This is a genomic window from Vibrio sp. 1580, assembly GCF_033340055.1.
Map to the genome: position 1 here is coordinate 16,703 of NZ_JAWOVT010000013.1, position 25,130 is coordinate 41,832.

A 25,130-nucleotide genomic window follows, 5' to 3' on the forward strand; every position below is an offset into this window, starting at 1 on the left:
TGTATATACAAATAAATAGAGCAAAATAAGAACACTGACAAGATTGATGTTGCTAAAATGTGATCAAAACGTAGATCTAGAGGATAAATCTTGTCCTTAAATGAGCACTTTTGAGCTCAGCTTATATTTGTTACCAGGGTGATAAAGTAGGGCGGTACTGACTAACTTATCTTGGCTCCACGTTCTGCGATTCAAGAGAAGGCAAGGTTCATTGGCTTGCATTTTTAAGTCTTGCTTAATACGGCTTTCAGGCACAATTGCCTCTACAGTATGTTCTATCGCGCTGAGTGGGCAATTATCTGACAGGTATTGATTTGGAGTGATTTGTGTGAAGTCTTGATTTAAATAACTCGGGGCATATTGGCTATTCACCCAGCGGAGCTCCAGTTGAATCGGCGTTTGGTCTTCATAGTGAATAATTTCACTGTAAAACACTGTCGTGCCTAGCATAACGCCGAGTTTTGTCGCAATGTTGTCATCTGCTTTTATGGCAATCTGTTTGAGCACTTTACTGCCATACTTTCGCCCTCTATCGCTGACTTCTTCGGCAATGTTTCGAATGTCTAGCAGGGGAGATTCTGACTTTTCACCAGGATCACACACGAACGTGCCTAAGCGTGGGCGACGTTGTAATCGGCCCTCATTTACTAAATCCCGAATTGCTTTGTTCACTGTCATTCTACTGACACCAAATTGCTCGGTAAGCTCAATCTCGGTGGCGATGCGATGACCAACTACCCACTCTCCAGCATCAATTTTATCCAGGATAAATTGTTTAATTTGAATGTAGAGTGGTGCAGACATAATGATCTCCCTTTATTTGACTATACAAATACTGCTTAATTTAGGTACAAATTGCAAACATTTCTCGACGAATGTACCGCTTAGTGACCGAGCAATCCTATTGCAGAGCTGAATGACTCTTGCTGCTGAGCATTATTTGGATTGATGATTGAATTCAAACATTTTCTTGTGGTCTATTGCTTGCACAGCAGAAAACAATTGTGTAAACAAACGATTATTAGAAGAAAAATCGCTAAAAAAGGAAAAGTATGTTTAAAAAATTGAAAGCATCACTGGGGATCGGCTCTGCAAAAGTAGATACCATTTTGGACGAAATGAGCGTGTTTCAAGGAGCGACGCTGAAAGGGCATGTTCATATCAAAGGCGGAGACGTCGAACAACAAATTGATGCTATTACGATTAAATTGAACACGGAAATGAAAGTCGAAGTGGATGATAGCGTAAGTTACCAAACCTTCACTATTGATCAATTGAAAGCAGTTGACCCTTTTGTGATTCGACCTAATGAAGAAAAGCAGGTTCCGTTTGAGCTAAAATTGCATGATGAAACGCCAATTACTGCGGTTAGCGCACTTAAGAATCAATGTCATGTTTGGGTCGAGACGACGTTAGATATTGATTTTGCAATTGATCCGCGTGACCGTGATTATATTGAAGTGAAACCACTACCAGTAGCATCTCGGGTTATTCAAGCGATCGAGCAAGCTGGTTTCACAATGGTTAAAGCCGATGTTGAAAAAGGCTTTTTGCGCGGTGGCTCGTTTGCCTCTCGCTCTGGTATTTATCAAGAGCTAGAGTTCCGTAACAACGGCTTTATCTCATCAAAAGAAATTGAGCTCTCTTTTATTCTGGAAGGGCAGGTCGTGCATTGTTTGGCAGAGATTGACCGTTCGCTCAGTTTGGCTGGTGACCAATATCGCTCGTTTACGTTGCCGATCAATGCAACCGATGCTCAAGTCGCAGCCGCAGTTGCACCAACGCTAAATCTATAGCTCTCATCAACTTGATGAAAATATGTACCGATATCCTATTGTGAAAGCGATATCGGTACTGTTATCCATGTTTCTTGCGTTCTCTACGGCTAAAAACTCAAGCGCTGAATTTTCCATTAGATATCGATAGCCTAATACCAGTTCATTAGAGGCATCAGCAAACTCTGTGGGCCCTTCTGTTGAGCCTTGATACCAATGATATTCCAACATCAGGTGATGGTTATCTTCTAAGGCATAACGGTACCCACCCGCAATGGCAATCGTATTATGTCGATAGGGCAGATCGAGCAAGGCACGGTCATCCGAGCGAAAAGTCATGCCAATCATCGAATAAAATGCATGAGCATCACTTAAGTAGCTGTAGTTTAATTGGAAGCCTTGCTCGAAACTGCTACCTTGAAAAGTGCCGTGAGCCACATCGTTAAAATACAAACTGCCGCCAATCGATAGGCCGTGATGTTCATTTTGGAACACTTGATACTGTAAGTAAGTAGATAGGTTATTGGCCAGTGTTTGTCCTTCGAAATCATCTTCAAGCACATCATATTGCGGCATTGAAATGTAAAAACGATCTCTGTCTACTTTATCCCGCCCATTTTGTCCGATACCGAAAAGTTTATGGAAGCTTTTCGTCAGTCCATCTAAATGGTTGTCAGCGGCAAAGACCCATCGATAGTTGAGCTCCCACTGCCAACGGTTGCTGACTTGCCATTTGCTGCCTAATTCGATTTGATTGTGGTAATAGTCCAGTGCGTATTCATCAGTATGAGCCCAAACACTTGCCACGGTTCCCGAACCATAAGCTTCGACAAACCCAGAGGGCAGACTGTGTCCTGAACGTAGTATGTTGGTGTGACTAACCACTTGCATTGGGGATTGTGCGTAAGAACGCAGCGGGCCATATAAGTCACTTGATGCGAAGGCTTGCAAAGAACATATCGAGGTGCTTAGAAGCACCATAAAGCGCGATTTGAAATAGACCATGATGAATACCTACATACAAACTACTCTATAAAACAACTATATACCTAAATCGCACGTTGAGCTCTCGCCCAGCGTGTTAGGCTTTGTATCGGTTCACACGTAATAGGGGATATTGTAATTTGTTGTGTAAGTTCATCGAGGGGCAATTCCATTCATCAGCTATGCGGTCTCTTAAAAAAGCATGATCAGATTGTCGTGACGGGTCTGCGGTTAAGTTCTTATGACAAAACAAAATCGCGCTTTGCATTCTAAATGTGAGCTAGGTACAATCCCATTTTCGATAACGGTCCGGTATTCGTGTTACCGAGAGGCCTTTATTGACTCTCAACTATTTTCTACAAATAGCTTCTAATTTGAATAACATGTGTTGCTTGGTGTGCAACACCACTGTAAAGGACATAGCATGCCTATTATTACTCTTCCTGACGGCAGTCAGCGTCAATTTGACAACCCAGTTTCTACTATGGAAGTTGCGCAATCGATCGGTCCTGGTCTTGCAAAAGCAACTATCGCTGGTCGTGTAAACGGTAACCGCGTTGATGCGTGTGATCTAATTGAAGAAGACGCAAGCCTTGAAATCATCACAGTTAAAGATGAAGTAGACGGTCTAGAAATCGTTCGTCACTCTTGTGCTCACCTTCTTGGTCACGCTCTTAAGCAGCTTTACCCTCAAGCTAAAATGGCGATCGGTCCAACCATCGACAATGGCTTCTACTACGATATCGACCTAGACGAATCTCTAACGCAAGAAGATCTTGAAAAGATTGAAAAGCGTATGAAAGAGCTAGCGAAAACCAAGTACGAAGTGGTTAAGAAAAAAGTAAGCTGGCAGGAAGCGCGTGATACGTTTGAATCACGTGGCGAACCATACAAAGTTGAAATCCTAGACGAAAACGTATCTCGTGATGATCGTCCAGGCCTTTACCACCATGAAGAATACATCGACATGTGTCGTGGTCCTCACGTTCCTAATATGAGCTTCTGTCAACACTTCACTTTGCTGAATGTTGCAGGTGCTTACTGGCGTGGTAACAGCGACAACAAAATGCTTCAACGTATCTACGGTACGGCTTTCCACGACAAGAAAGCACTGAAAGCGCACCTAACTCGCCTAGAAGAAGCGGCGAAGCGTGATCACCGTAAGATTGGTAAGCAACTAGACCTATTCCACATGCAGCAAGAAGCACCGGGTATGGTGTTCTGGCATCACAATGGTTGGTCTATCTTCCGTGATCTAGAAGTATTCATCCGCGCTAAGCTAGATGAGTACGGTTACCAAGAAGTGAAAGGTCCACTTATGATGGACCGTGTTCTTTGGGAACGCTCTGGGCACTGGGACAAATACGCTGATGCAATGTTCACAACTTCTTCTGAGAACCGTGAATACGCGATTAAGCCAATGAACTGTCCAGGTCACGTACAGATCTTCAACCAAGGTCTAAAATCGTACCGCGACCTACCGCTACGTATGGCTGAGTTTGGCTCATGTCACCGTAACGAACCATCTGGTGCACTACACGGTATTATGCGTGTACGTGGCTTTACTCAGGATGACGCTCACATTTTCTGTACTGAGAGCCAAATTCAAGAAGAAGTAACAAACTGTATCAAGATGGTGTACGATACGTACCAAACATTTGGTTTCGACAACATCGTAGTGAAACTGTCTACTCGTCCAGAGAAACGTGTAGGTTCAGATGAAATCTGGGATCAATCTGAAGAAGCATTGAAGCAGTCTCTTGAATCGATGGATATCCCATACGAAATTCAAGAAGGCGAGGGTGCGTTCTACGGTCCTAAGATTGAATTCACACTATACGATTGTCTAGACCGTGCGTGGCAGTGTGGTACTGTCCAGCTAGACTTCAACCTACCAGGTCGCTTAGGTGCAACTTATGTAGGTGAAAACAATGAACGTCTTGTACCGGTAATGATTCACCGTGCGATTCTAGGTTCACTAGAGCGCTTCATCGGTATCCTTATCGAAGAATATGCTGGTTTCTTCCCAACTTGGTTGGCGCCAGAACAAGCAGTTCTTATGAACATTACTGATAAACAGTCAGGTTATGTTCAAGAAATAGTACAAAAACTACAAAAAAGTGGAATTAGAGCTAAAGCGGACTTGAGAAATGAGAAGATTGGCTTTAAAATCCGCGAACATACTTTGAAGCGTGTACCGTATATGCTTGTTGTTGGTGACCAAGAAATGGAAGCTGGCGAAATTGCAGTGCGTACTCGTAAAGGTAAAGATCTTGGTAAATTTAAAGTGGATGATTTTATTGCATACATCCAAGACGAGATCTCTAGCCGTAAGCTCAATCTGGAGGAATAAGCTATTAAAGGCGGAAGACGTGGCCAACAGCCGGTAAAACAAAACCCGCACCGTATCAACGGTGAAATTCGTGGTATTCGTGAAGTTCGACTAACAGGCGCTGACGGTGAATCAGTTGGTGTTGTATCGATTCAAGAAGCCATTGCAGCTGCTGAAGAAGCTGGTATGGATCTCGTTGAGATCAGTCCTAACGCCGAGCCACCTGTTTGTCGTGTGATGGACTATGGTAAGTTCCTCTTCGAGAAGAGCAAAACTGCTAAAGAGCAGAAGAAGAAGCAAAAGCAGGTCCAGATCAAGGAAGTAAAATTCCGTCCTGGAACTGATATTGGAGACTATCAGGTAAAACTACGCAACCTGACGCGTTTCCTTGAAGAAGGCAACAAAGTGAAAGTAACAATTCGCTTCCGTGGCCGAGAGATGGCACACCAAGACATCGGTGTTGACGTTCTAAATCGTCTTAAGGAAGATACTGCAGAAATTGCTGTAGTTGAATCTTTCCCTAAGAAGATTGAAGGTCGCCAGATGATCATGGTGCTAGCCCCTAAAAAGAAGTAATTAACGGCTCATCAAGTAATTAAAACCTAGCCGCTTTCCTTTCGATAAAGGCATAACGGCTGGGTTTTGTTCGCCCTAATTACGTTGTTTATTAAACCTACTCAATGCGGAGTTATTCATCATGCCTAAGATGAAAACCAACAAAGGTGCTGCTAAGCGTTTTAAGAAAACTGCTGGTGGTATTAAGTACAAGCACGCTACAAAACGTCACATCCTGACTAAGCGTACTACTAAGAACAAGCGTCAACTACGTCCAAATGCAATCCTTCCAAAATGTGAAGTGGCTGCAGTAATCCGTATGTTGCCATACGCTTAATTCTTTTTAGTTATCAATCGTTTAGTTTAGGAGAAGCATAATGCCTCGCGTAAAACGTGGTGTACAAGCTCGTGCACGTCATAAGAAAGTTCTAAAACAAGCTAAAGGTTACTACGGTGCGCGTTCACGCGTTTACCGCGTAGCTTTCCAAGCAGTTACTAAAGCTGGTCAATACGCTTACCGTGACCGTCGCGCTAAGAAACGTCAATTCCGTCAACTATGGATTGCACGTATCAATGCGGCATCTCGTCAAAATGGTCTATCTTACAGCCGTTTCATCAACGGTCTGAAGAAAGCATCTATCGAGATCGACCGTAAGATCCTTGCGGACATCGCAGTATTCGACAAAGCTGCATTTGCAGTTCTAGTTGAAAAAGCGAAAGCTGCTCTTTAATTAGCAGTTTAGGATTAAGAGAAGGAGAGCATTAGCTCTCCTTTTTTATTGCTAAAATTTATACCCAAATGACTTTTAGCTTGGCTATTTAGAGTATTGTTTATCAGTCTTCTCAATTTATTGGTTAGCATCTTATGTTAGTTATAAGGTAGCTTGGGTATAAATTTTTACGTTTATAAGGGATTAAAAATGATCTACACAACGACCGAAAGCATTCCTGGCAAGCAGATCTCTGAAATCAGAGGGGTTGTAACTGGTAATGTTGTTCAATCAAAGCATATTGGCCGTGACCTCATGGCGGGTATCAAGAGCATTGTTGGCGGCGAAATTCGTGGTTACACGGAAATGATGACCGACGCGCGTGATATTGCTATACAGCGCATGGTGGCGGACGCTGAATCTAAAGGTGCCGATGCAATAGTAGGGATTCGATTTACCACAAGCTCAATCGTAGATGGTTCTTCGGAAATTTTGGCATTTGGTACTGCAGTGAAACTAGCGGACTAGTCTACTTGAATAGCATTGCAAAAATGCTAATAGAGAGCGGTGAATTATTATGCATTTACCGTTCTGTTCCTTTTAGGTTAATTATTCTAGATTTTTGTGGAGAGAATAGGTTTATATTCTCAACTTTACGTTACTATTAAAATTAATCACGATGATTTAGAGTAATTGCTTCACTTTTATTTTGCATATTATTTTATATCTATAATGAAATTGAATTCATATTGAATTTTTCATTTGTTGTGTGAATTCTCTTTTCGGTATATTAATTCATGTTTTTCTTATAAAAATATGAACTTATACCTTGCCAAGCGGTTCTAAATTGTTACAAATACTATACAGCTGTAACATTGCCAAAAGGAATTGTAGATGAGAGATCTGACTCCCGAATACTTGCTAGCCGCATTACGCCAAGCGATTAAAACAAAAGGGCTAACATATCGAGAGCTATCTGAGAAAATGGGTATGCCACTATCTACCTTTAAGAGACATCTTACAAGCACGAATCTCGCTTTAGATAAGTTGCTGGAATATTGTAGAGCGGTTGATTGCACGTTAGATGAACTACAAAAGCTCGCAAATCAATTGCAAGGTGAAGACGAGGATTACTTTAGTCGCACACAGGATGAAGTATTCTTTCAATTCCCTCACCTTTACGACTTTTATCGTGAATTGAGAATGTTACGAGGTAAAGACGGCTATTCTATTTTAAAGAAAAAGTATGACTTGTCTGAGCAGAGCATGTCCGATTACTTAAAAGCATTAGAGTTGTTGGATCTCGTTTACGTTGATGAAGATAAAAATATAACGCTGCACGGGCCTTTATATTATAGCTATGCAGAGAACTCCAAGCTCAACGACAAATATACAGAAATCATAAAAGAGCAGACGACTACCCACGATAAGTGTGTTCGCGTTGCTTTGGCGCGTATGAAAATTACCGAAGAACAGCTTTTGTTACTGGAAGATCAAGTCGCAAAGACCGTCATCGATTTTCATTCCAAAAATGTTGTAGCAGAGAACTTTAATGTCTCTGATTTTACTAATATTGTTCTACTTGCTGGGCCACATCAGCCAGTCACATTCTCTGACGGCATTATTGAGACAGAGGGGCGATTTATTGATGATATTCGTTATGCCATCGCAGCTGCAGGTGATAAGCCAAGCCTATCGATATAGATTTTGAGCCTTTTTTGAAGAGAGTTTCTGAAAGGGCGTTGCAAAAGAAAAAGCCTAAGACAGCAAATACTTTGTAAGTAGGGCATTCAGCGGTGTTTGCTCTTAATTCAGACTTAAAGTGTTTTGGGCTTATTTCGAATAATACCTGTTCAGCATCTACTTTCGTTATTTTTAACATGCTGATTTCCTTCGTTGTTCCTCCCAAAGCCTCTCTCGCTTCCTCTACAAAGAAACCATTCTCGTTGAACCAAGCATCCAGTAGCTACTTGGGTATGCATAATTGGTAGCTATTTATCTTCTAATTATAAATTCATACTTGAAATGTTTGTTTTTTGATCTATTATGACGAAGTGTCATTTATGACGGTTCGTCAACTTTGGTTGCGTTCCTGTATTAAAGAATCGTGTTACAATTATTGGGAGTGTGTTGGTATACGGATCAAAGGATTATGTTTAACTTTCGCTGTAAAAAATATAGCAAGCAAGACGGATGTCGTGTGTCTTCAGGGCTAACAAAAAAGCAACAGGCGATTGCTGATCGTGAGATAGAGCTTATTCAATTGGCTAAGTCTTTAGTTCAAGAGCAAGGCTTTGCCAACTTAACGATGGACAAGCTTACAGCGTCAAGCCCTTATTCTAAAGGGACGATCTACAATCATTTTTGCAGCAAAGAAGATGTGATTCTTGCGCTTTGTATTCATTCGCTGAAAAGCGAAGCAATATTTTTCGAACGTACCGCCAAATTTAATGGTAATACCAGAGAAAAAATCATTGCGATGCATGTAGGTTATCGTATTTACGCTCGTATGGAGCCAGTACTATCAACCTGTGCGATTGTTGCAAAGACGCCTTGGGTTCTAGAGAAGGCTTCGCCTAAACGTGTGAATGAACTGAATAACTTGGAAGAACAAGTAATAGATGGTGCTGATGCACTGGTGAACAATGCGGTAGAATGTGGTGATCTTAAGTTTTCTCCCGCAATTGGTTCTGATGCTATTGTATTCGCCAACTGGTCTATTGCATTCGGTTCAAACGCTTTGGCGCAAAATGCATCGAACAGTCGATGTATTCAGCGAATTCAGGACCCATTCTCAGTACTGCACAACGCGAATATGTTACTTGATGGTTTAGGTTGGTCGCCTTTATCTACAGAATGGGACTACCGTAAAACCTGGCGTCGAGTGGAGCAGGAATTATTTAGTGAAGAGCTTGCTTATTTAGAGTCAGTGAATCGCTAATAAACTGGAAAGGCCAATCTGACGTTATGGTTGGCTTTTTTATCGCACTATTGTGACGAATCGTCATTAAATCTCGAAGGTTGGCGTTCAGCCAATGATCACGAGAAGCATAGGAAGTTACTAAAAACTAACTTATGTAGCCAAATTCATTCGATCTAAAGTTTGCATGTCGAGTTTGTCTGGTTATTTACAGCATTTGCTGTTTTTTTAGTTTTCAAATTTGACGAAACGTCACAAAAGGAGAGTGTGATGCCACATCACAACGTTCAACAATACGCCCGTTCAGGGTGGGGTAAGCTACCAACGAATTACAGTGTATTGGTGATGCTTGCTACCGTTTTATTGATTGTCATAGCAACTATTGGAGGAAAAAATCTTTACTTTAGAGGAGATTACGACATCTTCTTTGATGGAACAAATGAGCAGTTACTTGCGTTTGATGAAATTCAAACCACCTTTGCAAAATCTGACAGTCTTGCTTTGGTTATAGCGCCAAAGAGCGGCACTGTTTTTACTCCTAGCACATTATCTCTTATTCAGCAGATCACTGACGAGGCGTGGCAAGTTCCATACTCGACCCGCGTTGATTCCCTCGCCAACTACCAGCATACCGAAGCGTTTGAAGATGATCTTCTTGTCGAAGATTTACTGTATAGCGAATATGAATTGACACCTCAACGAATAGAGAAAGTCAAAAGTATTGCGTTGAGTGAGCCGGTTTTGAAAAGTTCACTGATTTCTGAAAAAGGAGATGTCACGGTCGTAAACATTACGGTCCAACTCCCTGAAATAGATAAAACTGCTGAAGTACAAGAGGTGGTTGCTCACATAAACGGAATGATTGAGCGTTATCAGCAAGTGTACCCAGACACGGAATTCCATAAGGCTGGTATTATTGCAATGAACTACGCGTTTATGACCGCAGCCCAAGATGATAGCACAACATTAGTGCCTACTATGTTACTAGTGATATTGGTGTTTCTGACCATCATGTTGCGCTCATTGCTTAGCGTCATCGCGACACTCATCGTTATTATCGGCTCGGTTATGGTGACAATGGGCTTGTCAGGATGGACTGGTATGTTCTTAAGCACGGCGACCGTTAATGTGCCTACCTTGGTGATGACGCTTGCCGTCGCAGACTGTGTACACATCATCGCGACAATGCGTCAGTCTATGCAAAACGGCTTTAGTAAAGCCCACTCTATTGAGCGAAGTATTGCGCTCAATTTCATGCCTATCTTGATTACCTCCATTACCACCGCGATCGGCTTTTTAATGATGAATATGTCGGATTCTCCAATCCTGAGAGATTTCGGCAACCTATCAGCCCTTGGCGTCATGGTTGCTTGTTTCCTTTCCATCACGTTACTTCCCGCCTTGCTTAATATCCTTCCGGTTACGGTGAAGTCGGATACTTCTGATGAAAGAAAGCGCTTTATGGATCATTTAGGAGATTTCGTGGTGTCAAAGCGACATGCGTTATTGCCGTTGTCGGTGCTTGTTATTGTCGCGAGTGCGAGCTTGATTCCACTGAACAAAGTCAATGATGAATCCGTCGAGTACTTTGGCCATAGCAATGAATTTCGCCGAGCGGCTGATTTTATGGAAGAGCGAATCAGTGGCATGGCGAACATCAGTATCGCGATAAAAACCAACGAATCGCAGGGCATTGCCGATCCTAATTTTCTCAATTCCGTGGGTAAATTTACTGACTGGCTAAGGTTGCAGCTAGAAACGGACCATGTTGCGACCTTGAGCGATGTTTATAAGCGCCTAAACAAGAACATGCATGGAGATGATCAGGCTTATTACTCGCTCCCTCAAGACAGAGAATTAGCGGCTCAATATCTGCTGCTTTATGAAATGTCACTACCGTATGGTTTAGATTTGAACAACCAAATCAATGTAGATAAGTCGTCGATCAAGATGGTTCTCACCGTGGAGAACTTGGGCAGCGTCGAGCTTGTTGATTTGGAAAATCGCATTTACCAATGGTTTAACGAAAACGCGCCTCAATATGATGTTGTTGCGTCTAGTCCTTCACTGATGTTTGCGCATATTGGTGAAACGAATATGGCCAGCATGCTGTCAACCTTGCCCATTACTCTTGTCTTAATCTCTGCATTACTGATCTTTGCCTTGCGTTCGTTCAAGCTTGGCTTAATTAGTCTTGTCCCGAATATTGCTCCTGCGCTTATTGGTTTTGGTATTTGGGCGCTGGTTTCTGGTGAGATTAATTTGGGATTGTCTGTCGTTGTGACATTAACGCTTGGTGTTGTTGTCGATGACGCCGTTCACTTTCTTTCTAAATATCAACACGCTCGTAAAGATGGCCACAGTGCGGAGCAAGCGGTTCGCTACGCCTTTCGTACCGTGGGGCGCGCACTCTGGATTACGACGGTCGTGCTTGTTGCTGGTTTCTCTGTTCTGGCGATGTCGAGCTTCCGTTTAAATGCCGATATGGGACAGCTGAGTGCCATTGTCATCTTTATTGCTCTTGTTGTGGATTTCATCTTCCTACCGACTCTACTGATGTTGTTTGACAAAGGCGTTTACGACGAGGTGGAGCGCCGAAATAAGCTTAAATCAACTGACTCTCAAACCAAGACTGTTACTCAGTCATAACGAATTAAAGGATTGAACATGAATTTAGTAAAAAATGCCTTAAAAGTATCAGTACTTTCTGTCTCGCTTATTATGAGTCATGCGGTGTTGGCGGATGAAGCCAGAGGACTAGAAATTGCCCAAGAGCGCAAAGCCCGTGATGAAGGGTGGGGGGATTCTGTTGCTACGATGCAAATGATTCTGCGAAACGCGCAAGGAGAAAGCAGTACACGTTTAATGCGCTTACAATCACTCGAAGTTGATGGCGATGGTGATAAAGGTCTCACGATATTTGATGAACCGAGAGATGTAAAAGGCACGGCGTTTCTCAATCATTCTCATACGGTGGGTGCCGATGACCAATGGCTTTACCTTCCTGCACTGAAACGTGTGAAACGTATTTCCTCGCGTAACAAATCAGGTCCTTTTATGGGCAGTGAATTCGCGTATGAGGATCTCAGTTCCTTTGAGATTGAAAAATACCGTTTCAACTACCTAAAAGATGACAGCATAAATGGGCAAGATGTTTTCGTCGTAGAGCAAATTCCGACCGATAAGAACTCAGGTTATACCAAGCAAACGGTGTGGTTAGATAAAGCGCATTATCGTCCACTTAAAGTTGAGTTTTACGATCGCAAAGGCTCTTTGTTAAAAACGCTTTCTTTTTCCGATTACAAGCAATATCTCAACCAATATTGGCGCGCGCACACTATGGCGATGACAAACCATCAAACAGGAAAAAGTACTGAGCTAACGACTAGCGAAATGCGTTTTAACATTGGATTACAAGACAATGACTTTCATAAGAATGTGTTGAAGCGAGTGAGGTAGTGGAGGAAAAATGAAGCGATTAAATGCTGGGTTGTTGCTTAGTGCAGCAGCCTTTTTTTACTCGATGCCTCTGACTGCCGTCGAGCTTGCAGGACAAGTCAATATTGAGCATCGTCAGTTTTTTGAAACGGGCTCTCAGGGTCAGAGCAAAGCGCAAACGTCATTGGTTTTGCAGCCAGAATTTTACTGGGAGATGCAAAATGGTGATGCAAACTTTACTTTCACACCTTTCTATCGTCTGGATGGTCTAGACGATGAGCGAAGTCATGGTGACATACGAGAGGCACTTTATCTGACTTATTGGGATGATTATGAGCTTCGAGTTGGGATTAGTAAGGTCTTTTGGGGAGTGACTGAATCAGCCCATTTAGTTGATGTAGTAAACCAAACAGATGCCATTGAAGCCGTCGATGGTGAAGATAAACTCGGTCAGCCGATGTTACATTTTACCTCTTTCAAAGACTGGGGCACCGTCCACGCAATGTTGTTACCTTACTTTAGGGAACGAACGTTTGCGGGTACAGATGGCCGCTTGCGAACCGAACCCGTTGTCTCTGATGATGCTATCTATGAATCAAGCAGAGAAGAGAAGCACGTAGATGTGGCTTTTCGATATTCGAAAATGCTTGGCGATTGGGACGTAGGCCTAAGCTATTTATATGGAACAAACCGGGATCCTTACTTTCGTTTAGAGTACGGAGAATTAAAGCCTTACTACGCTCTGATGAGTCATGTCGGTCTGGATGTGCAAGGAATTGTTGGCGATTGGTTATGGAAACTAGAAAGTGTTTATCGAGATAGCGCTGATAATCATGTCGGTCTTGTGACGGGTTTTGAGTATACCTTCGTCGGTGCATTTGACACGGTTTGGGATGTGGGAGTTATTGGTGAGTACCTCTATGACAGTCGTGGGAACAACGCACAAACTATCGGTCAAAATGATGTGTTTGCAGGTATTCGTTGGGCGCTCAATGATGAGGACGGAACGGAAGTATTGACGGGAATTACGAAGGATTTAGATAACGATGATGTTTACAATGCTAAGTTAGAAGCATCGAGCCGAATATCGAATCACGTTAAGTGGCAAATTGATGCTTGGTTGTTTAAAAATGAAACACCAAATGATTTGCTCTACTTCGCTAGAGATGACGATTTTATCGAGCTATCTATTCAATACTATTTCTAAAACAAAAGGGCACAACTAAACGGCAGATTAACTAAAGATGACATTTTTGACGTTTTTGTGCTCTTTTTATTCAATAACCTCTTCTTTTCGTAATTCAATTTGGCATTGGTGCCCGGTTTGGCTACTATGTACAGCTATCAAAAAACCAATCACTCCCTTATGGACACTACCTACAGGTAGATGAGGAAACGATGCAACATCTAGAAGAGATCATTGCTAGCGCGAGCACTGCAATTGAAGCTGCCGAATCGCTAGTCGCACTTGATGAAGTGCGTGTTCAGTATCTGGGTAAAAAAGGTGAGCTAACTGCTCAACTTCAAAGCCTAGGCAAACTACCACCAGAAGAACGCCGTGAAGCTGGTCAAGAGATCAACAAAGCGAAAGGCGTAGTTCAGCAAGCTATCGCAGCTCGTAAAGATGCACTACAACGTGCTGAGCTTGAAGCGAAACTAGCAGCAGAAACAATCGACGTAACACTACCAGGTCGTCGTATTGAAAACGGTGGTTTACACCCAGTAACTCGTACTGTAGAGCGTATTGAGAAGTTCTTTGGCGAACTTGGTTTTAACACCGAGGCTGGCCCAGAGATCGAAGATGCATTCCACAACTTCGATGCGCTAAACATCGCAGCTGATCACCCAGCGCGTACTGACCACGATACTTTCTTCTTCAACCCAGACTTGATGCTTCGTACTCATACGTCAGGCGTACAGATCCGTACGATGGAAAATGGTAAACCACCATTCCGTTTCATCGCACCAGGCCGTGTATACCGTAACGACTACGACCAAACGCACACGCCAATGTTCCACCAAGTGGAAGGCATGCTGGTTGATGAGAACGTAAACTTTGCTCAGCTGAAAGGCATCCTGCACGATTTCCTATGTAACTTCTTCGAAGAAGAAGTAGAAGTACGTTTCCGTCCATCTTACTTCCCATTCACTGAGCCTTCAGCTGAAGTAGACGTGAAAGGCAAAAACGGTAAATGGTTAGAAGTACTAGGCTGCGGTATGGTTCACCCGAACGTGCTACGTAGCGTAGGTATCGATCCTGAAAAATACTCTGGTTTCGCATTCGGTATGGGTGTTGAGCGTCTAACAATGCTTCGTTACGGCGTGAACGACCTACGTGCGTTCTTCGAGAACGATCTTCGTTTCCTAAAACAGTTCAAGTAATCCAGAGGGTTCATCAACATGAAATTCAGCGAATCATGGCTTCGTGAGTGGGTAAACCCTGCGGTTACTACTGACGAGCTAACTCACCAAATTACAATGGCCGGCCTAGAGGTAGACGACGTTCTTCCTGTTGCTGGTTCTTTTACTGGCGTTAAAGTCGGTCACGTTGTTGAATGTGGCCAACACCCAGATGCAGACAAACTGCGCGTAACTAAAGTTGACGTGGGTGAAGAAGAGCTTCTAGACATTGTTTGTGGCGCACCTAACTGTCGCCAAGGTCTGAAAGTAGCAGTCGCAACAGTTGGTGCTGTTCTTCCAGGTGATTTCAAAATCAAAAAAGCGAAACTACGTGGCCAGCCATCTCACGGCATGCTTTGTTCGTTCACTGAACTAGGTATCGACGTTGAGTCAGACGGCATCATGGAACTAGCAGAAGACGCAGTAATCGGTACTGATTTCCGTGAATTCCTAGGTCTAGACGACGTAACAGTAGACGTAGACCTAACAGCAAACCGCGCTGACTGTTTCAGCATTCGTGGTCTAGCTCGTGAAGTTGGCGTACTAAACCGTGCTGACGTGACAGAGCCATTAGTAGAAGCAGTTGCCCCTTCAATCGACGATAAAGTGTCTATCGAAGTGAAAGCGCCAGCTGCGTGTCCACGTTACCTAGGTCGTGTAGTTAAGAACGTAAACGTTCAAGCTGAAACGCCACTATGGATGCAAGAGAAACTGCGTCGTTGTGGTATTCGCTCTATCGACCCTGTGGTAGATATCACTAACTACGTTCTTCTAGAGCAAGGCCAACCAATGCACGCATTCGATCTAGCGAAGATCGAAGGTGGCATCGTAGTTCGTATGGCTGAGCAAGGTGAGAAGCTAACACTTCTTGACGGCAGCGAAGCAGAACTAAACGCAGATACACTAGTAGTAGCGGACCACAACAAAGCACTTGCAATCGCAGGTATCTTTGGTGGTGAAGAGTCAGGTGTAACAACTGAGACTAAAGACGTTTTACTAGAGTGTGCATTCTTTGCACCTGACCACATCCGTGGTCGCGCTCGTAGCTACGGTCTGCACACTGATTCTTCAATGCGTTTCGAGCGTGGTGTGGATTACGCACTACAAGTAAGCGCAATGGAGCGTGCAACTCAGCTTCTAGTTGAGATCTGTGGTGGTGAAGTAGCACCTGTTGTTGCAGTAGAGTCTGAAGCAGACCTACCTAAGCCAAACAAAGTTGCTCTACGTCGTACTAAACTAGACAACCTACTAGGTCACCACATCGCTGATGCTGACGTAGTAGAAATCCTAGAGCGCCTAGGTTTGACTGTTGAAGCTTCTGAAGAAGGTTGGGTGGCAGTAGCGCCAACATGGCGTTTCGATATCGCTATCGAGCAAGACCTGATTGAAGAAGTTGGCCGTATCTACGGTTACGACAACATTCCTAACCAAAACCCAGCAGCAGCACTTAAGATGCACAACCACGTTGAAGCGGATCTTCCACTGAAACGCGTTCGTGATCTTCTTGTTGACCGTGGTTATCACGAAGCAATCACATACAGCTTCGTTGAGCCTGAGCAGCAAAAGCTAGTTGTACCTGGTGTTGAGCCTCTCGTACTTCCAAACCCAATTTCTGCAGACATGTCAGCAATGCGTCTTGGTCTTATCCAAGGTCTGTTGAACACGGTTGTTCACAACCAGAAGCGTCAACAGCCACGCGTTCGTCTATTCGAATATGGCCTACGTTTCATCCCATGTGAATCTGCAGAAAACGGCATGCGTCAAGAGCCTATGCTTGCAGGTGTTATTGCTGGTACTCGTGGTGAAGAGCACTGGGATATCGAAACCAACACTGTTGATTTCTTCGACCTTAAGGGCGATCTAGAAGCGATTCTAGAGCTATCTGCGAACGAAAAAGCGTACTCTTTCGCTGCACTGTCACCTGAAAGCAAAAAAGCTAACCCAGCACTTCACCCAGGTCAATCTGCGGCAATCATCGTAGACGGCAAAGAAGTGGGCGTGATCGGTACAGTTCACCCTGAGCTTGAGCGTAAGTTCGGTCTAAACGGTCGTACTATCGTATTCGAAATCGAATGGTCTGCAATCAACAGCAAAGTGATCCCAGAAGCGGTAGCACTTTCTAAATTCCCTTCAAACCGTCGTGATATCGCGGTAGTAGTGGATGAAGCTGTTGCATCTGGTGACATTGTTAACGCTTGTCTAGAGCAAGGTGGCGAGTTCCTTAAAGATGCGAAACTGTTCGACGTTTACGTAGGTAAAGGCGTTGAAGATGGTAAGAAGAGCCTAGCAATCGCTCTGACTCTACAGTCACTTGAGCGTACGCTTGAAGATGCAGATATCGCTGGTGCGGTTGACGCTATCGTTGCTCACGTTTCTGAGAAGTTTGGTGCGTCTCTGCGTGACTAATCTCGCGTAACGTATCTTCTTAAGAAATGAAAACCCTGCCAGTTTGGCAGGGTTTTTTATTTTTAGGATTACCTTATCGTTGTTCAAGTTCCTTACTGCTCGCACCATCCCTCATTACTTTAAAATACTAGACCAAACTAGGGATGGCCCTTACCCGAGATTAGGAACGTATTGTTTTTCAGCTAATACACGCTAACGATAGCTTGTTGGCGGTTAGGCAGCGAGTGAGAGGGTATAGCTAAGCAGAAGAGGTAGCGTAAGAATGCTGAAAAAGTTGCCAAATAGTACCATTGACGCCACTTTCATGGGTTCTATATTCAGCCTTTCCGCAAATAGGTAATTCATGACGGCTGGCGGCAGCATTGTGAAGAGCACCATCATTTGCAATTGCATCGTTGGAAGGGGAATTAACCAATAAATAAGTGCAAAAGCGACAGCACCAGTTGCCAGTGACTGCACGGTACACAACACACCAATCTTTAAACCGTCCAACCTTAAATGACACATTTGTGCCCCCAGAGATAAAAGCATCACGGGTACGGCCGCTTGCCCAAGTAGAGCCGTGGCTTCGTATAAAGGCGCCCATGCACCCACATTTGACACGTTGAGAAACAGAGCCAGCGACGCTGCTAAAAAGATTGGCATCTTGACTATTTGCTTAAAAGGGTTGCCATGACTAAGCAGCATTACGCCTAAGCTGATATGCAAGCATGCTGACACGACAAATAAAAGCACTGCTGACGACAGCGCAATTTCTCCAAACGTATAGGTAAACAAAGGAATAGCTAGATTTCCGCTATTGCGAAACATATGTGGTGGCGCCCAGGTTTTAAACGAGAGTGACGTCCATCGACATACCGGGATCATGAGTAGTGCGGGAATTAAAACCGCGACAATTGCCGCCAAAAGAAGCGGCCCCTGATTTGAATCGAGCGGCATGCTAACGAGTGACGAAAATACCAGTGCTGGCGTAAATACCTCAATATTAATGCGGTTTATTGGGCGAAAGTCAGGCTTGATGTAACGACCGACCAAATAGCCAACTCCGACAAGAGCAAAAACAGGGAAAAGAATATTTATGATTTGATTAATCATGGTCGCCTAGAAGCAGTGTAAGAAGCTAATGAGGAAATACACGAACTTCCACATTATCAATCTTTATATATGGCGTCATCGTTAAACAGCGAGAAGCGTGGGTTTAATCAAGCTTTCTAAGCACAGTTGCAAAGTACAGGTGGTCATACCTTTTAATCTAATTGTTACGTATCGAGTTACATACAAATCACTGAATTTACGACAAGTTCTATGTCAAGTGTCTGTTAAATAACCAATATCTGATATTTTTATTAAATAGTGTTTAATGTTGATATTTAAACTACTTTTAGTTTTATAATCTGGATGTTTTTCCTGATAAAGATGAAACAAAAACAAAAATATCAAATTCCTGGCGTTTAACAATAATTTACGTAGTGCTATTCCTTTTGTTCGCCAAGAAAAAAGTTGGCGAAAATCATAAGCTTGTCATACACTTCCTGATGTAACCCCGATATGTTGTTGAATTGGTAGGGTAAAACTGCTCTGGCGCTACACTAACGTAGCATTGTTTAACATAGCTTTGAGGAAAGTTTTATGGCGCTCACAAAAGCCGAACTGGCAGAAAACCTGTTTGATAAATTAGGATTTAGTAAGCGGGACGCCAAGGAAACGGTGGAAGTGTTCTTTGAAGAGATTCGTAAGGCACTGGAAAGTGGCGAACAGGTAAAACTGTCAGGTTTTGGTAACTTTGATCTTCGTGACAAGAATGAACGACCTGGTCGTAACCCGAAAACTGGTGAAGATATTCCAATTACTGCTCGACGTGTAGTGACTTTTCGCCCGGGTCAGAAGTTAAAAGCTCGTGTAGAAAACCTGAAGAAAGTACAGTAAGCCGAATAAATGGATCACGCTAAGGCGTGGTCTTTTTTTTGCGTAAAATTCGTGTGCATACAAATGAAAACCACCGCAATGCGGTGGTTTTTCTGTTTATGAGAGACGCCTAATGATATCGGTTACGCCGCTTCTAGATGCGTTGTTAAGTATGGTTGCCATGCTTGTTGGTACAAGTTCTTAGACTGTGTACGCATGTTGCGAATAGAAGCAAGCTCTATTTCGCTTAGCTCACGTTTTTCCAACATCGCTTGACGTTCTAGTTTCTGGATTTTTTCGTATAGGTCGTGTTCGGGACCGCTTTTTACATCTGCGATTGCTTTCAAGTGCAGTTGAACTTCGGCTACTAGGTTTGTTTTTGGTAAACGAACGAGCAAGTTCAAGTCTCTATATCCTGAAGGGCCAGGTTTTTTGAATCGATTTTTTACTTTCACAATCGTTGTTTCACGCTCTAACGTTTCATAAATGGAGACTAAGCTGGCGACGTCTTCAGCTACAATCGTTGCACGTGCTAGGTCAGTAATACGTTCAACTTTCCCACCTAATTCTAAAGCTATCTTTTCTTCTGCTCGTTGTTTGGATTTTACACCTGCGAAGTATGGCTGAGCGTCATTAAGAAGTGCGGTACTTTTACAGATAGTTTCAAGTTCAAATTGTGCTTGGTGTGCTTTGCTGTAAAGAATGTCGAAGTCAGAATATGGCTGAGTTGGCGTGGTGTCGATTGACTGAATGCCGTATAAACCGCTAAGGCTGTGTTTAAAAAGTTTCGAACAAACTTCGTTTTGGCTGGTTGAACGATTTTGTTCGCCACTAGGTGCAGGGGTAATTGGAAGTGCGGCAAATGCCGGTGCACGGCTAAGTACCAAAAGCATCAATGCTGTAGTACGAAGAAATAAGCTCATTCACTCTCCTTAACTTGCTTGTACTTAGAAAATAGGGAACATAAAGGTCGCTAAGTTCGGCAAATCAGGTACTAACTTATAAATGGGGCCATTACGAAAGATTCCAAGGTTTCAGTTTTATCTTGAAGTAGAATCGTGCGTTAGATCACCATTTCTCTTTTCTTTATTCTGATTATCAGATAAAGGCGCGTCTCCTATGAGACCGATTACATCCTATCACCGCAGTATTAACCAAAGATGAACGGCATAGACAAATTGAAAAAAAACGTTAGTCTTACCTCTCAAAATGAAAACAGCCGACAAGTAGAAAGTAAAATGAGAGACCAAGAATTTTGGCATAACAAATGGGCCAGCAATCAAATCGGATTTCACTTGGAAGATGTAAACCCGCTATTACCAGTATATTGGAAACACACTAATCCAAAGCGTGAAGATAAAGTGTTAGTTCCTTTATGTGGAAAGTCAGAAGACTTGATTTGGCTAGCGATGAAGCATGATTCGGTTGAAGGTGTTGAGCTAAGCCATATTGCTGTGCGTGCCTTTTTTGCTGAACATTTTTACACGCCAACGGTAACGCCTCTTAATGGCATGCACGAGCTTTATCAATTTGATGAGCTCTCTATTTATACTGGGGACTTTTTCACTGCACCAGTATCTCAAGCCGATATCATTTATGATCGCGCCGCGTTGGTTGCTTTACCGCAAGATATGCGAGAGGAGTATGTAGAGCGTCTCAAGCAACTGCTGAACCCAGGCGGTCGTATTTTGCTTGTCACACTCAACTATCCTCAAGAAGAGATGGCGGGGCCTCCATTTAGCGTGCCGGTCGAAGAGATAGAGCAGTTATTTTCAGGTTACAAAGTTACTTGTTTGAACGTAGATGAAGCTGACGAGAATCATCCTAAAATTGCGAAAAAAGGCTTAAGTCGCTTCTCTGAAGAAGTGTACTTAATCGAGAGTGAATAGGCTCTCTTCGGTTTGGAACACGAAATAGCGCAGCAATTTGAGCTGCGCTATTTTTGTATGAGTGGTTCGTATTTAATAAATGATATTCACTTTTGAAGCACTTTCAACAGCATCTTGAACGGCTTCTTCGGTGGTTTTTCGTCGCGTAAGGACAACACCTAAACGGCGGCGACCATCGATTTCTGGCTTACCGAATAGACGAACTTGTGTTTGAGGTTGAGCTAAAGCTTTGCTTAGGTTTTCAAAGCGAATGTTTGTGGAAGTCCCTTGTCCAAGAATAACAGCAGACGCAGATGGGCCATATTGCACAATATTATTAATTGGCATTCCGGTAAACGCGCGCACGTGGAGAGCAAACTCAGACATTTCCTGCGAAATCATTGTAACCATACCCGTATCGTGAGGGCGAGGAGAGACCTCATTGAAAATGACTTTATCGCCTTTGACAAACAGCTCTACACCAAAGATGCCGTAGCCACCGAGCGCGTTTACCACTTTCTCAGCCGTGTATTCAGCTGCTTTTACTGCGTTTTCTGACATAGCTTGCGGTTGCCATGATTCGCGGTAGTCGCCATCTTCCTGACGATGACCAATTGGAGCACAGAAATGCACACCGTCAACGGCTCTGATGGTCAATAAAGTGATTTCGTAATCGAAGTCGATAAAACCTTCCACGATAACGCGACCTGCACCCGTACGTCCGCCTTCCTGAGCGTAATCCCATGCTTTTGTAACGTCGTCTTCGGTCTTGATAACACTTTGCCCTTTACCGGAAGAGCTCATCACTGGCTTCACCACGCACGGAATACCCACATGTTCAACCGCGGCTTTGAAGTCTTCAAAGTTATCTGCAAAACGATAAGGTGAAGTCGTCAATTCCAGTTCTTCTGCTGCCAAACGTCGGATACCTTCACGATTCATTGTTAGCCTGGTTGCCTTAGCGGTTGGAACAACATTCAGTCCTTTTTCTTCAAGCTCTACCAGTTTGCCGGTTGCGATGGCTTCAATTTCTGGTACGACGTAAGTAGGTTGTTCCTTCGTAATAACTTCTTCTAAGGCGTTCCCATCTAACATGTCGATAACATAACTACGGTGAGCGACTTGCATCGCTGGAGCATTGGCATAGCGATCACAAGCAATCACTTCTAAACCAAGTCTCTGGCATTCAATGGCGACTTCTTTACCGAGTTCGCCAGAGCCTAAAAGTAATATACGGGTAGCATTTGCGCTAGTTGCAGTGCCAAACATAGTGTTCCCTTACAAAATAGAGTGATGAGACAGAAATTGCAGGAGATCATACTGAAGTTTTATGACAAAGCAAACGTTTGCTTTTGGTTTTTAGGTAATAAAAAAGCTCTACATGTTGTAGAGCTTTTTGTTGAATTTGTCGTTTATACGTTGACAAAACTAAGCGGAATATCTGGATTCAACGCTTCCAACGTTGATTGCGTATCGGCTAAGTGACTGATCTTACCTTCAGAGTTTTCTACCAATGCAGCGGCTTTGATGCTGTCAAAGGTTTCACCCGCAAGTAAAACTTGGATTAGCGCAACTTGTAGCGGTGGCAAGCTAGGATTAAACGCTGCATTTTCTGCATAAGCGCCTTGGAATACACGGCCGCTAGTCATCTCTAATGCTAAACCACTCAAGTTGTTGGTGTATGGAGAGTGGCTCATGTTCATCGCTTCAACTGCACTTTGGATGAGTGCGTCTTCATCATCACATGAGAATTGGTGTTTAACTTCTGCCATTAAGCCGGACTCGATACCGAGATCGTTTGGTCCAAAGGCTTCAGGCAGGTATTCATGAAGTGACTTTTCTTCGCGTTCTGGGAGCTGGATTTTAAGCTCGTTTGCGGTAGATAACTCATTCATGAACTGGCGGCAGTGACCACATGGGCTGAAGTTGATAGTGATATCCTTAACACCACGTTCGCCTTTCATCCAAGCATGGCTAATCGCAGACTGCTCTGCGTGAACCGTTTGACCCAACTGTACACCAAAGAATTCCATGTTGGCACCGAAGTAAAGGCGACCTGAAAGACCACGAACGATAGCGCCGACATAAAAGTCAGAAAGGGGAGCATAGGAGTACGCTGCGGCAAAAGGAAGTAGCGCAACACGAAGCTCTTTGTCTGATAGACCGGTAGCTGAAAGCAACTGCTCAAATTGTTGAACTGAAAGCGTAGCATCAAAATCATCAGCTTGGATGATAGGAGCAAGTTGTTTGGAAAGTGCTTCTGGAGCGCCTGCTAGCGCCTGTTCAATGCGACTTTTCATGTTGAATCCTTGTTATTGCATGGACAGTTATTCTATGTGAAAGATAGAAATGTTCCGTGCGTTAGATCACGATAAATAATGCAATTGATAATTCTGTTACATAATTAGAGTGAGCTCACACATGTATTCGATTGCACAGGTGTGAAGCGTTATCTCCGTCTCACAATTAACCATATCAGTATATATTCATATGACCAAGGAGCAGGAGTATGTTACCAACGCGACTTTTACCGCTATGCTACTTTATACTTACGTAATCTAGAGCGAGTGGTAGCAGCTAGAATGCTAATGCTATGAATGTATATCTCAGTCAAGTCCCTTCACGATATTACTGGGTGAGGTTGATAGATAAGATAGGGTTTTGAAAAGGGTAAGGAAGAAGCGGAAAGGCTACGGCCTGCCGGAAGGAGGGCAGACCGAGAGCGCTTAACTATTGATATAGCCAGACCGCCAAAGCAAAAAAACTTGGAGCCAAAATAGAAGTTATGATCCCACATAAAACCAATGCGAGTGATGAGAACGCGGCATCTATGGGTTGTTTCTCTGCACAAGTAGCGGTGCCTAAGGCATGAGAGACTGTACCCATTGTCAGACCACGTGCAATCGGGTGTTTAATTCCAATCAAATTGTAAATTGGGTATGCCAAAATTGCGCCCAATAAACCGACAATCAGAACCAAGATCGCCGCAACGGCAGCTTCACCACCGAGGTGACTCGAAATTTCCATTGCTATTGGCGTAGTGACGGATTTACCCACTAGACTTGCGATTAAACTGATATCCGCTTTGAAAGCGACTGCGATCAAGGTGGTTGTCATCATCGACATCACACTGCCTACTGTGCAAGCAAAAGTGATGATTCGCCAGTTTGCTTTAATTTGTGGTAGTTGTTCATATAACGGGTAAGCCAGAGCAACTACGGCTGGTTGAAGTAAAAAACTGATCCCTTCGTTATCCGCATAATACGTTTCAAACGGTACATTTAAGTAAGTAAGCAAAGGAATGAGCACTGCAATACTGATCAGCAAAGGATTTGCTAGAGGATTATTCACTTTGATTGCAATTTGGCGCGCGACAAGAAAAACCGCAATGGTAACAACTAACCACATATCAGTGCTTCTCCTTTAGCAAGTAGTCCAGCAGCCAAGCGAGGCTGACTAGTACAATGAGTGAGCCTCCAACTGCGCTAGCAATGATAGGGAGGGCATTAGCGAGTAGCATATCGAAATGTTGCATTAATCCGACGCTAATAGGAACGAACAATAAGATCATATAGCGGATAAATAGCGTGGCGCCCGGTTTGACCCAGTCGACTTTTACAAGCCCAAGAGTCATGGAGAAAAACAGTACGAGCATACCGATGACACTTCCTGGAACGGAAACGCCAGTGAACTTTTGAATGGTAATTCCGATGCCAAGTGCTCCCATGATGAGGAAGATTGAAATGAGCAGTTGGATCAGTTGTAAGAATCGTTCTTTAATCATTTTGACAGTATATAAACAACAAGCACACCATAAGGTGCGCTTGTATTAGGAGG

23 protein-coding genes are annotated in these 25,130 nt (G+C 43.4%); 15 read left to right on the forward strand and 8 right to left on the reverse strand.

Features of this window, described 5'->3' with window-relative positions; genetic code table 11:
- Positions 1-96: 96 nt before the first annotated feature.
- Positions 97-804 carry a histidine utilization repressor gene (gene hutC, locus R7093_RS18800; RefSeq protein WP_005385493.1) on the reverse strand — a complete coding sequence of 236 codons (708 nt, stop codon included), beginning with the start codon at positions 802-804 and terminating at the stop codon, positions 97-99.
- 248 nt (positions 805-1,052) lie between these two features.
- Here hutC and R7093_RS18805 point away from each other — a divergent pair, with 248 nt between their 5' ends.
- Positions 1,053-1,796 (forward strand): sporulation protein, encoded by a 744-nt coding sequence (locus R7093_RS18805; RefSeq protein WP_065274406.1) that lies wholly within the window; start codon positions 1,053-1,055, stop codon positions 1,794-1,796.
- A gap of 6 nt (positions 1,797-1,802) precedes the next feature.
- On the opposite strand, the gene R7093_RS18810 is transcribed toward R7093_RS18805, so the two are convergent.
- On the reverse strand, positions 1,803-2,780 hold the full coding sequence (locus R7093_RS18810; RefSeq protein WP_054576442.1) for a DUF3187 family protein: 978 nt from the start codon (positions 2,778-2,780) through the stop codon (positions 1,803-1,805).
- Between the two features lie 403 nt (positions 2,781-3,183).
- Here R7093_RS18810 and thrS point away from each other — a divergent pair, with 403 nt between their 5' ends.
- From thrS to pheT, 12 genes are all read left to right on the forward strand, one after another.
- Complete coding sequence (thrS, locus tag R7093_RS18815; RefSeq protein ID WP_005395892.1) at positions 3,184-5,112, forward strand: threonine--tRNA ligase; 1,929 nt, start codon at positions 3,184-3,186, stop codon at positions 5,110-5,112.
- A gap of 3 nt (positions 5,113-5,115) precedes the next feature.
- Complete coding sequence (infC, locus tag R7093_RS18820) at positions 5,116-5,667, forward strand: translation initiation factor IF-3 (RefSeq protein WP_080276913.1); 552 nt, start codon at positions 5,116-5,118, stop codon at positions 5,665-5,667.
- 121 nt (positions 5,668-5,788) lie between these two features.
- Positions 5,789-5,983, forward strand: coding sequence for a 50S ribosomal protein L35 (rpmI, locus tag R7093_RS18825; protein WP_005377932.1), 195 nt, complete (start codon positions 5,789-5,791; stop codon positions 5,981-5,983).
- Positions 5,984-6,023: 40 nt separating this feature from the next.
- Positions 6,024-6,377 (forward strand): 50S ribosomal protein L20, encoded by a 354-nt coding sequence (gene rplT / locus R7093_RS18830; protein ID WP_004727974.1) that lies wholly within the window; start codon positions 6,024-6,026, stop codon positions 6,375-6,377.
- A gap of 189 nt (positions 6,378-6,566) precedes the next feature.
- The gene (locus R7093_RS18835; protein WP_005377919.1) at positions 6,567-6,884 is read left to right on the forward strand and encodes a heavy metal-binding domain-containing protein; all 318 of its coding nucleotides are present in this window, start codon (positions 6,567-6,569) and stop codon (positions 6,882-6,884) included.
- 366 nt (positions 6,885-7,250) lie between these two features.
- Positions 7,251-8,060 (forward strand): helix-turn-helix domain-containing protein, encoded by an 810-nt coding sequence (locus R7093_RS18840; protein ID WP_005385480.1) that lies wholly within the window; start codon positions 7,251-7,253, stop codon positions 8,058-8,060.
- A 448-nt stretch (positions 8,061-8,508) separates the two neighbouring features.
- A complete protein-coding gene (locus R7093_RS18845) occupies positions 8,509-9,297 on the forward strand; it encodes a TetR/AcrR family transcriptional regulator (protein ID WP_005377913.1) in 789 nt (262 codons plus the stop codon).
- A gap of 249 nt (positions 9,298-9,546) precedes the next feature.
- Positions 9,547-11,925: an efflux RND transporter permease subunit gene (locus R7093_RS18850; protein WP_047100713.1), complete on the forward strand. Its 2,379-nt coding sequence runs from the start codon at positions 9,547-9,549 to the stop codon at positions 11,923-11,925.
- A gap of 18 nt (positions 11,926-11,943) precedes the next feature.
- Positions 11,944-12,735, forward strand: coding sequence for an outer membrane lipoprotein-sorting protein (locus tag R7093_RS18855; RefSeq protein ID WP_047100712.1), 792 nt, complete (start codon positions 11,944-11,946; stop codon positions 12,733-12,735).
- A 10-nt stretch (positions 12,736-12,745) separates the two neighbouring features.
- Positions 12,746-13,921: a hypothetical protein gene (locus R7093_RS18860; protein ID WP_047100711.1), complete on the forward strand. Its 1,176-nt coding sequence runs from the start codon at positions 12,746-12,748 to the stop codon at positions 13,919-13,921.
- A gap of 191 nt (positions 13,922-14,112) precedes the next feature.
- Positions 14,113-15,096 (forward strand): phenylalanine--tRNA ligase subunit alpha, encoded by a 984-nt coding sequence (pheS, locus tag R7093_RS18865; protein WP_005385470.1) that lies wholly within the window; start codon positions 14,113-14,115, stop codon positions 15,094-15,096.
- 18 nt (positions 15,097-15,114) lie between these two features.
- The gene (gene pheT / locus R7093_RS18870) at positions 15,115-17,520 is read left to right on the forward strand and encodes a phenylalanine--tRNA ligase subunit beta (RefSeq protein ID WP_065274407.1); all 2,406 of its coding nucleotides are present in this window, start codon (positions 15,115-15,117) and stop codon (positions 17,518-17,520) included.
- Between the two features lie 213 nt (positions 17,521-17,733).
- On the opposite strand, the gene R7093_RS18875 is transcribed toward pheT, so the two are convergent.
- A complete protein-coding gene (locus tag R7093_RS18875; RefSeq protein ID WP_005377901.1) occupies positions 17,734-18,615 on the reverse strand; it encodes an AEC family transporter in 882 nt (293 codons plus the stop codon).
- Between the two features lie 534 nt (positions 18,616-19,149).
- Between R7093_RS18875 and ihfA the strand changes: the two genes are divergently transcribed.
- Positions 19,150-19,446, forward strand: a complete 297-nt coding sequence (gene ihfA / locus R7093_RS18880) for an integration host factor subunit alpha (protein WP_005377899.1) — start codon at positions 19,150-19,152, stop codon at positions 19,444-19,446.
- Between the two features lie 122 nt (positions 19,447-19,568).
- Here the strand turns inward: ihfA and R7093_RS18885 are convergent, their stop codons facing one another.
- Positions 19,569-20,348, reverse strand: coding sequence for a phosphoribosylglycinamide formyltransferase (locus R7093_RS18885; protein WP_017821825.1), 780 nt, complete (start codon positions 20,346-20,348; stop codon positions 19,569-19,571).
- Positions 20,349-20,663: 315 nt separating this feature from the next.
- Here R7093_RS18885 and R7093_RS18890 point away from each other — a divergent pair, with 315 nt between their 5' ends.
- Positions 20,664-21,314, forward strand: a complete 651-nt coding sequence (locus tag R7093_RS18890) for a thiopurine S-methyltransferase (protein WP_021707633.1) — start codon at positions 20,664-20,666, stop codon at positions 21,312-21,314.
- A gap of 72 nt (positions 21,315-21,386) precedes the next feature.
- On the opposite strand, the gene purT is transcribed toward R7093_RS18890, so the two are convergent.
- The 4 genes from purT to R7093_RS18910 all read right to left on the reverse strand — a co-directional run bounded on the left by purT (position 21,387) and on the right by R7093_RS18910 (position 25,077).
- On the reverse strand, positions 21,387-22,562 hold the full coding sequence (gene purT / locus R7093_RS18895) for a formate-dependent phosphoribosylglycinamide formyltransferase (RefSeq protein ID WP_047100709.1): 1,176 nt from the start codon (positions 22,560-22,562) through the stop codon (positions 21,387-21,389).
- 143 nt (positions 22,563-22,705) lie between these two features.
- Positions 22,706-23,593 (reverse strand): cytidine deaminase, encoded by an 888-nt coding sequence (gene cdd / locus R7093_RS18900; protein WP_005377892.1) that lies wholly within the window; start codon positions 23,591-23,593, stop codon positions 22,706-22,708.
- A 430-nt stretch (positions 23,594-24,023) separates the two neighbouring features.
- Positions 24,024-24,701: an LrgB family protein gene (locus R7093_RS18905; RefSeq protein WP_005377888.1), complete on the reverse strand. Its 678-nt coding sequence runs from the start codon at positions 24,699-24,701 to the stop codon at positions 24,024-24,026.
- A gap of 1 nt (position 24,702) precedes the next feature.
- The gene (locus tag R7093_RS18910; protein ID WP_005397786.1) at positions 24,703-25,077 is read right to left on the reverse strand and encodes a CidA/LrgA family protein; all 375 of its coding nucleotides are present in this window, start codon (positions 25,075-25,077) and stop codon (positions 24,703-24,705) included.
- Positions 25,078-25,130 lie beyond the last annotated feature (53 nt).

Bases quoted from the DNA above. Each gene is read 5' to 3' on its own strand.
- hutC (WP_005385493.1), bottom strand. From the start codon at position 804: ATGTCTGCACCACTCTACATTCAAATTAAACAATTTATCCTGGATAAA.
- R7093_RS18805 (WP_065274406.1), top strand. From the start codon at position 1,053: ATGTTTAAAAAATTGAAAGCATCACTGGGGATCGGCTCTGCAAAAGTA.
- R7093_RS18810 (WP_054576442.1), bottom strand. From the start codon at position 2,780: ATGGTCTATTTCAAATCGCGCTTTATGGTGCTTCTAAGCACCTCGATA.
- thrS (WP_005395892.1), top strand. From the start codon at position 3,184: ATGCCTATTATTACTCTTCCTGACGGCAGTCAGCGTCAATTTGACAAC.
- rpmI (WP_005377932.1), top strand. From the start codon at position 5,789: ATGCCTAAGATGAAAACCAACAAAGGTGCTGCTAAGCGTTTTAAGAAA.
- rplT (WP_004727974.1), top strand. From the start codon at position 6,024: ATGCCTCGCGTAAAACGTGGTGTACAAGCTCGTGCACGTCATAAGAAA.
- R7093_RS18835 (WP_005377919.1), top strand. From the start codon at position 6,567: ATGATCTACACAACGACCGAAAGCATTCCTGGCAAGCAGATCTCTGAA.
- R7093_RS18840 (WP_005385480.1), top strand. From the start codon at position 7,251: ATGAGAGATCTGACTCCCGAATACTTGCTAGCCGCATTACGCCAAGCG.
- R7093_RS18845 (WP_005377913.1), top strand. From the start codon at position 8,509: ATGTTTAACTTTCGCTGTAAAAAATATAGCAAGCAAGACGGATGTCGT.
- R7093_RS18850 (WP_047100713.1), top strand. From the start codon at position 9,547: ATGCCACATCACAACGTTCAACAATACGCCCGTTCAGGGTGGGGTAAG.
- R7093_RS18855 (WP_047100712.1), top strand. From the start codon at position 11,944: ATGAATTTAGTAAAAAATGCCTTAAAAGTATCAGTACTTTCTGTCTCG.
- R7093_RS18860 (WP_047100711.1), top strand. From the start codon at position 12,746: ATGAAGCGATTAAATGCTGGGTTGTTGCTTAGTGCAGCAGCCTTTTTT.
- pheS (WP_005385470.1), top strand. From the start codon at position 14,113: ATGCAACATCTAGAAGAGATCATTGCTAGCGCGAGCACTGCAATTGAA.
- pheT (WP_065274407.1), top strand. From the start codon at position 15,115: ATGAAATTCAGCGAATCATGGCTTCGTGAGTGGGTAAACCCTGCGGTT.
- R7093_RS18875 (WP_005377901.1), bottom strand. From the start codon at position 18,615: ATGATTAATCAAATCATAAATATTCTTTTCCCTGTTTTTGCTCTTGTC.
- ihfA (WP_005377899.1), top strand. From the start codon at position 19,150: ATGGCGCTCACAAAAGCCGAACTGGCAGAAAACCTGTTTGATAAATTA.
- R7093_RS18885 (WP_017821825.1), bottom strand. From the start codon at position 20,348: ATGAGCTTATTTCTTCGTACTACAGCATTGATGCTTTTGGTACTTAGC.
- R7093_RS18890 (WP_021707633.1), top strand. From the start codon at position 20,664: ATGAGAGACCAAGAATTTTGGCATAACAAATGGGCCAGCAATCAAATC.
- purT (WP_047100709.1), bottom strand. From the start codon at position 22,562: ATGTTTGGCACTGCAACTAGCGCAAATGCTACCCGTATATTACTTTTA.
- cdd (WP_005377892.1), bottom strand. From the start codon at position 23,593: ATGAAAAGTCGCATTGAACAGGCGCTAGCAGGCGCTCCAGAAGCACTT.
- R7093_RS18905 (WP_005377888.1), bottom strand. From the start codon at position 24,701: ATGTGGTTAGTTGTTACCATTGCGGTTTTTCTTGTCGCGCGCCAAATT.
- R7093_RS18910 (WP_005397786.1), bottom strand. From the start codon at position 25,077: ATGATTAAAGAACGATTCTTACAACTGATCCAACTGCTCATTTCAATC.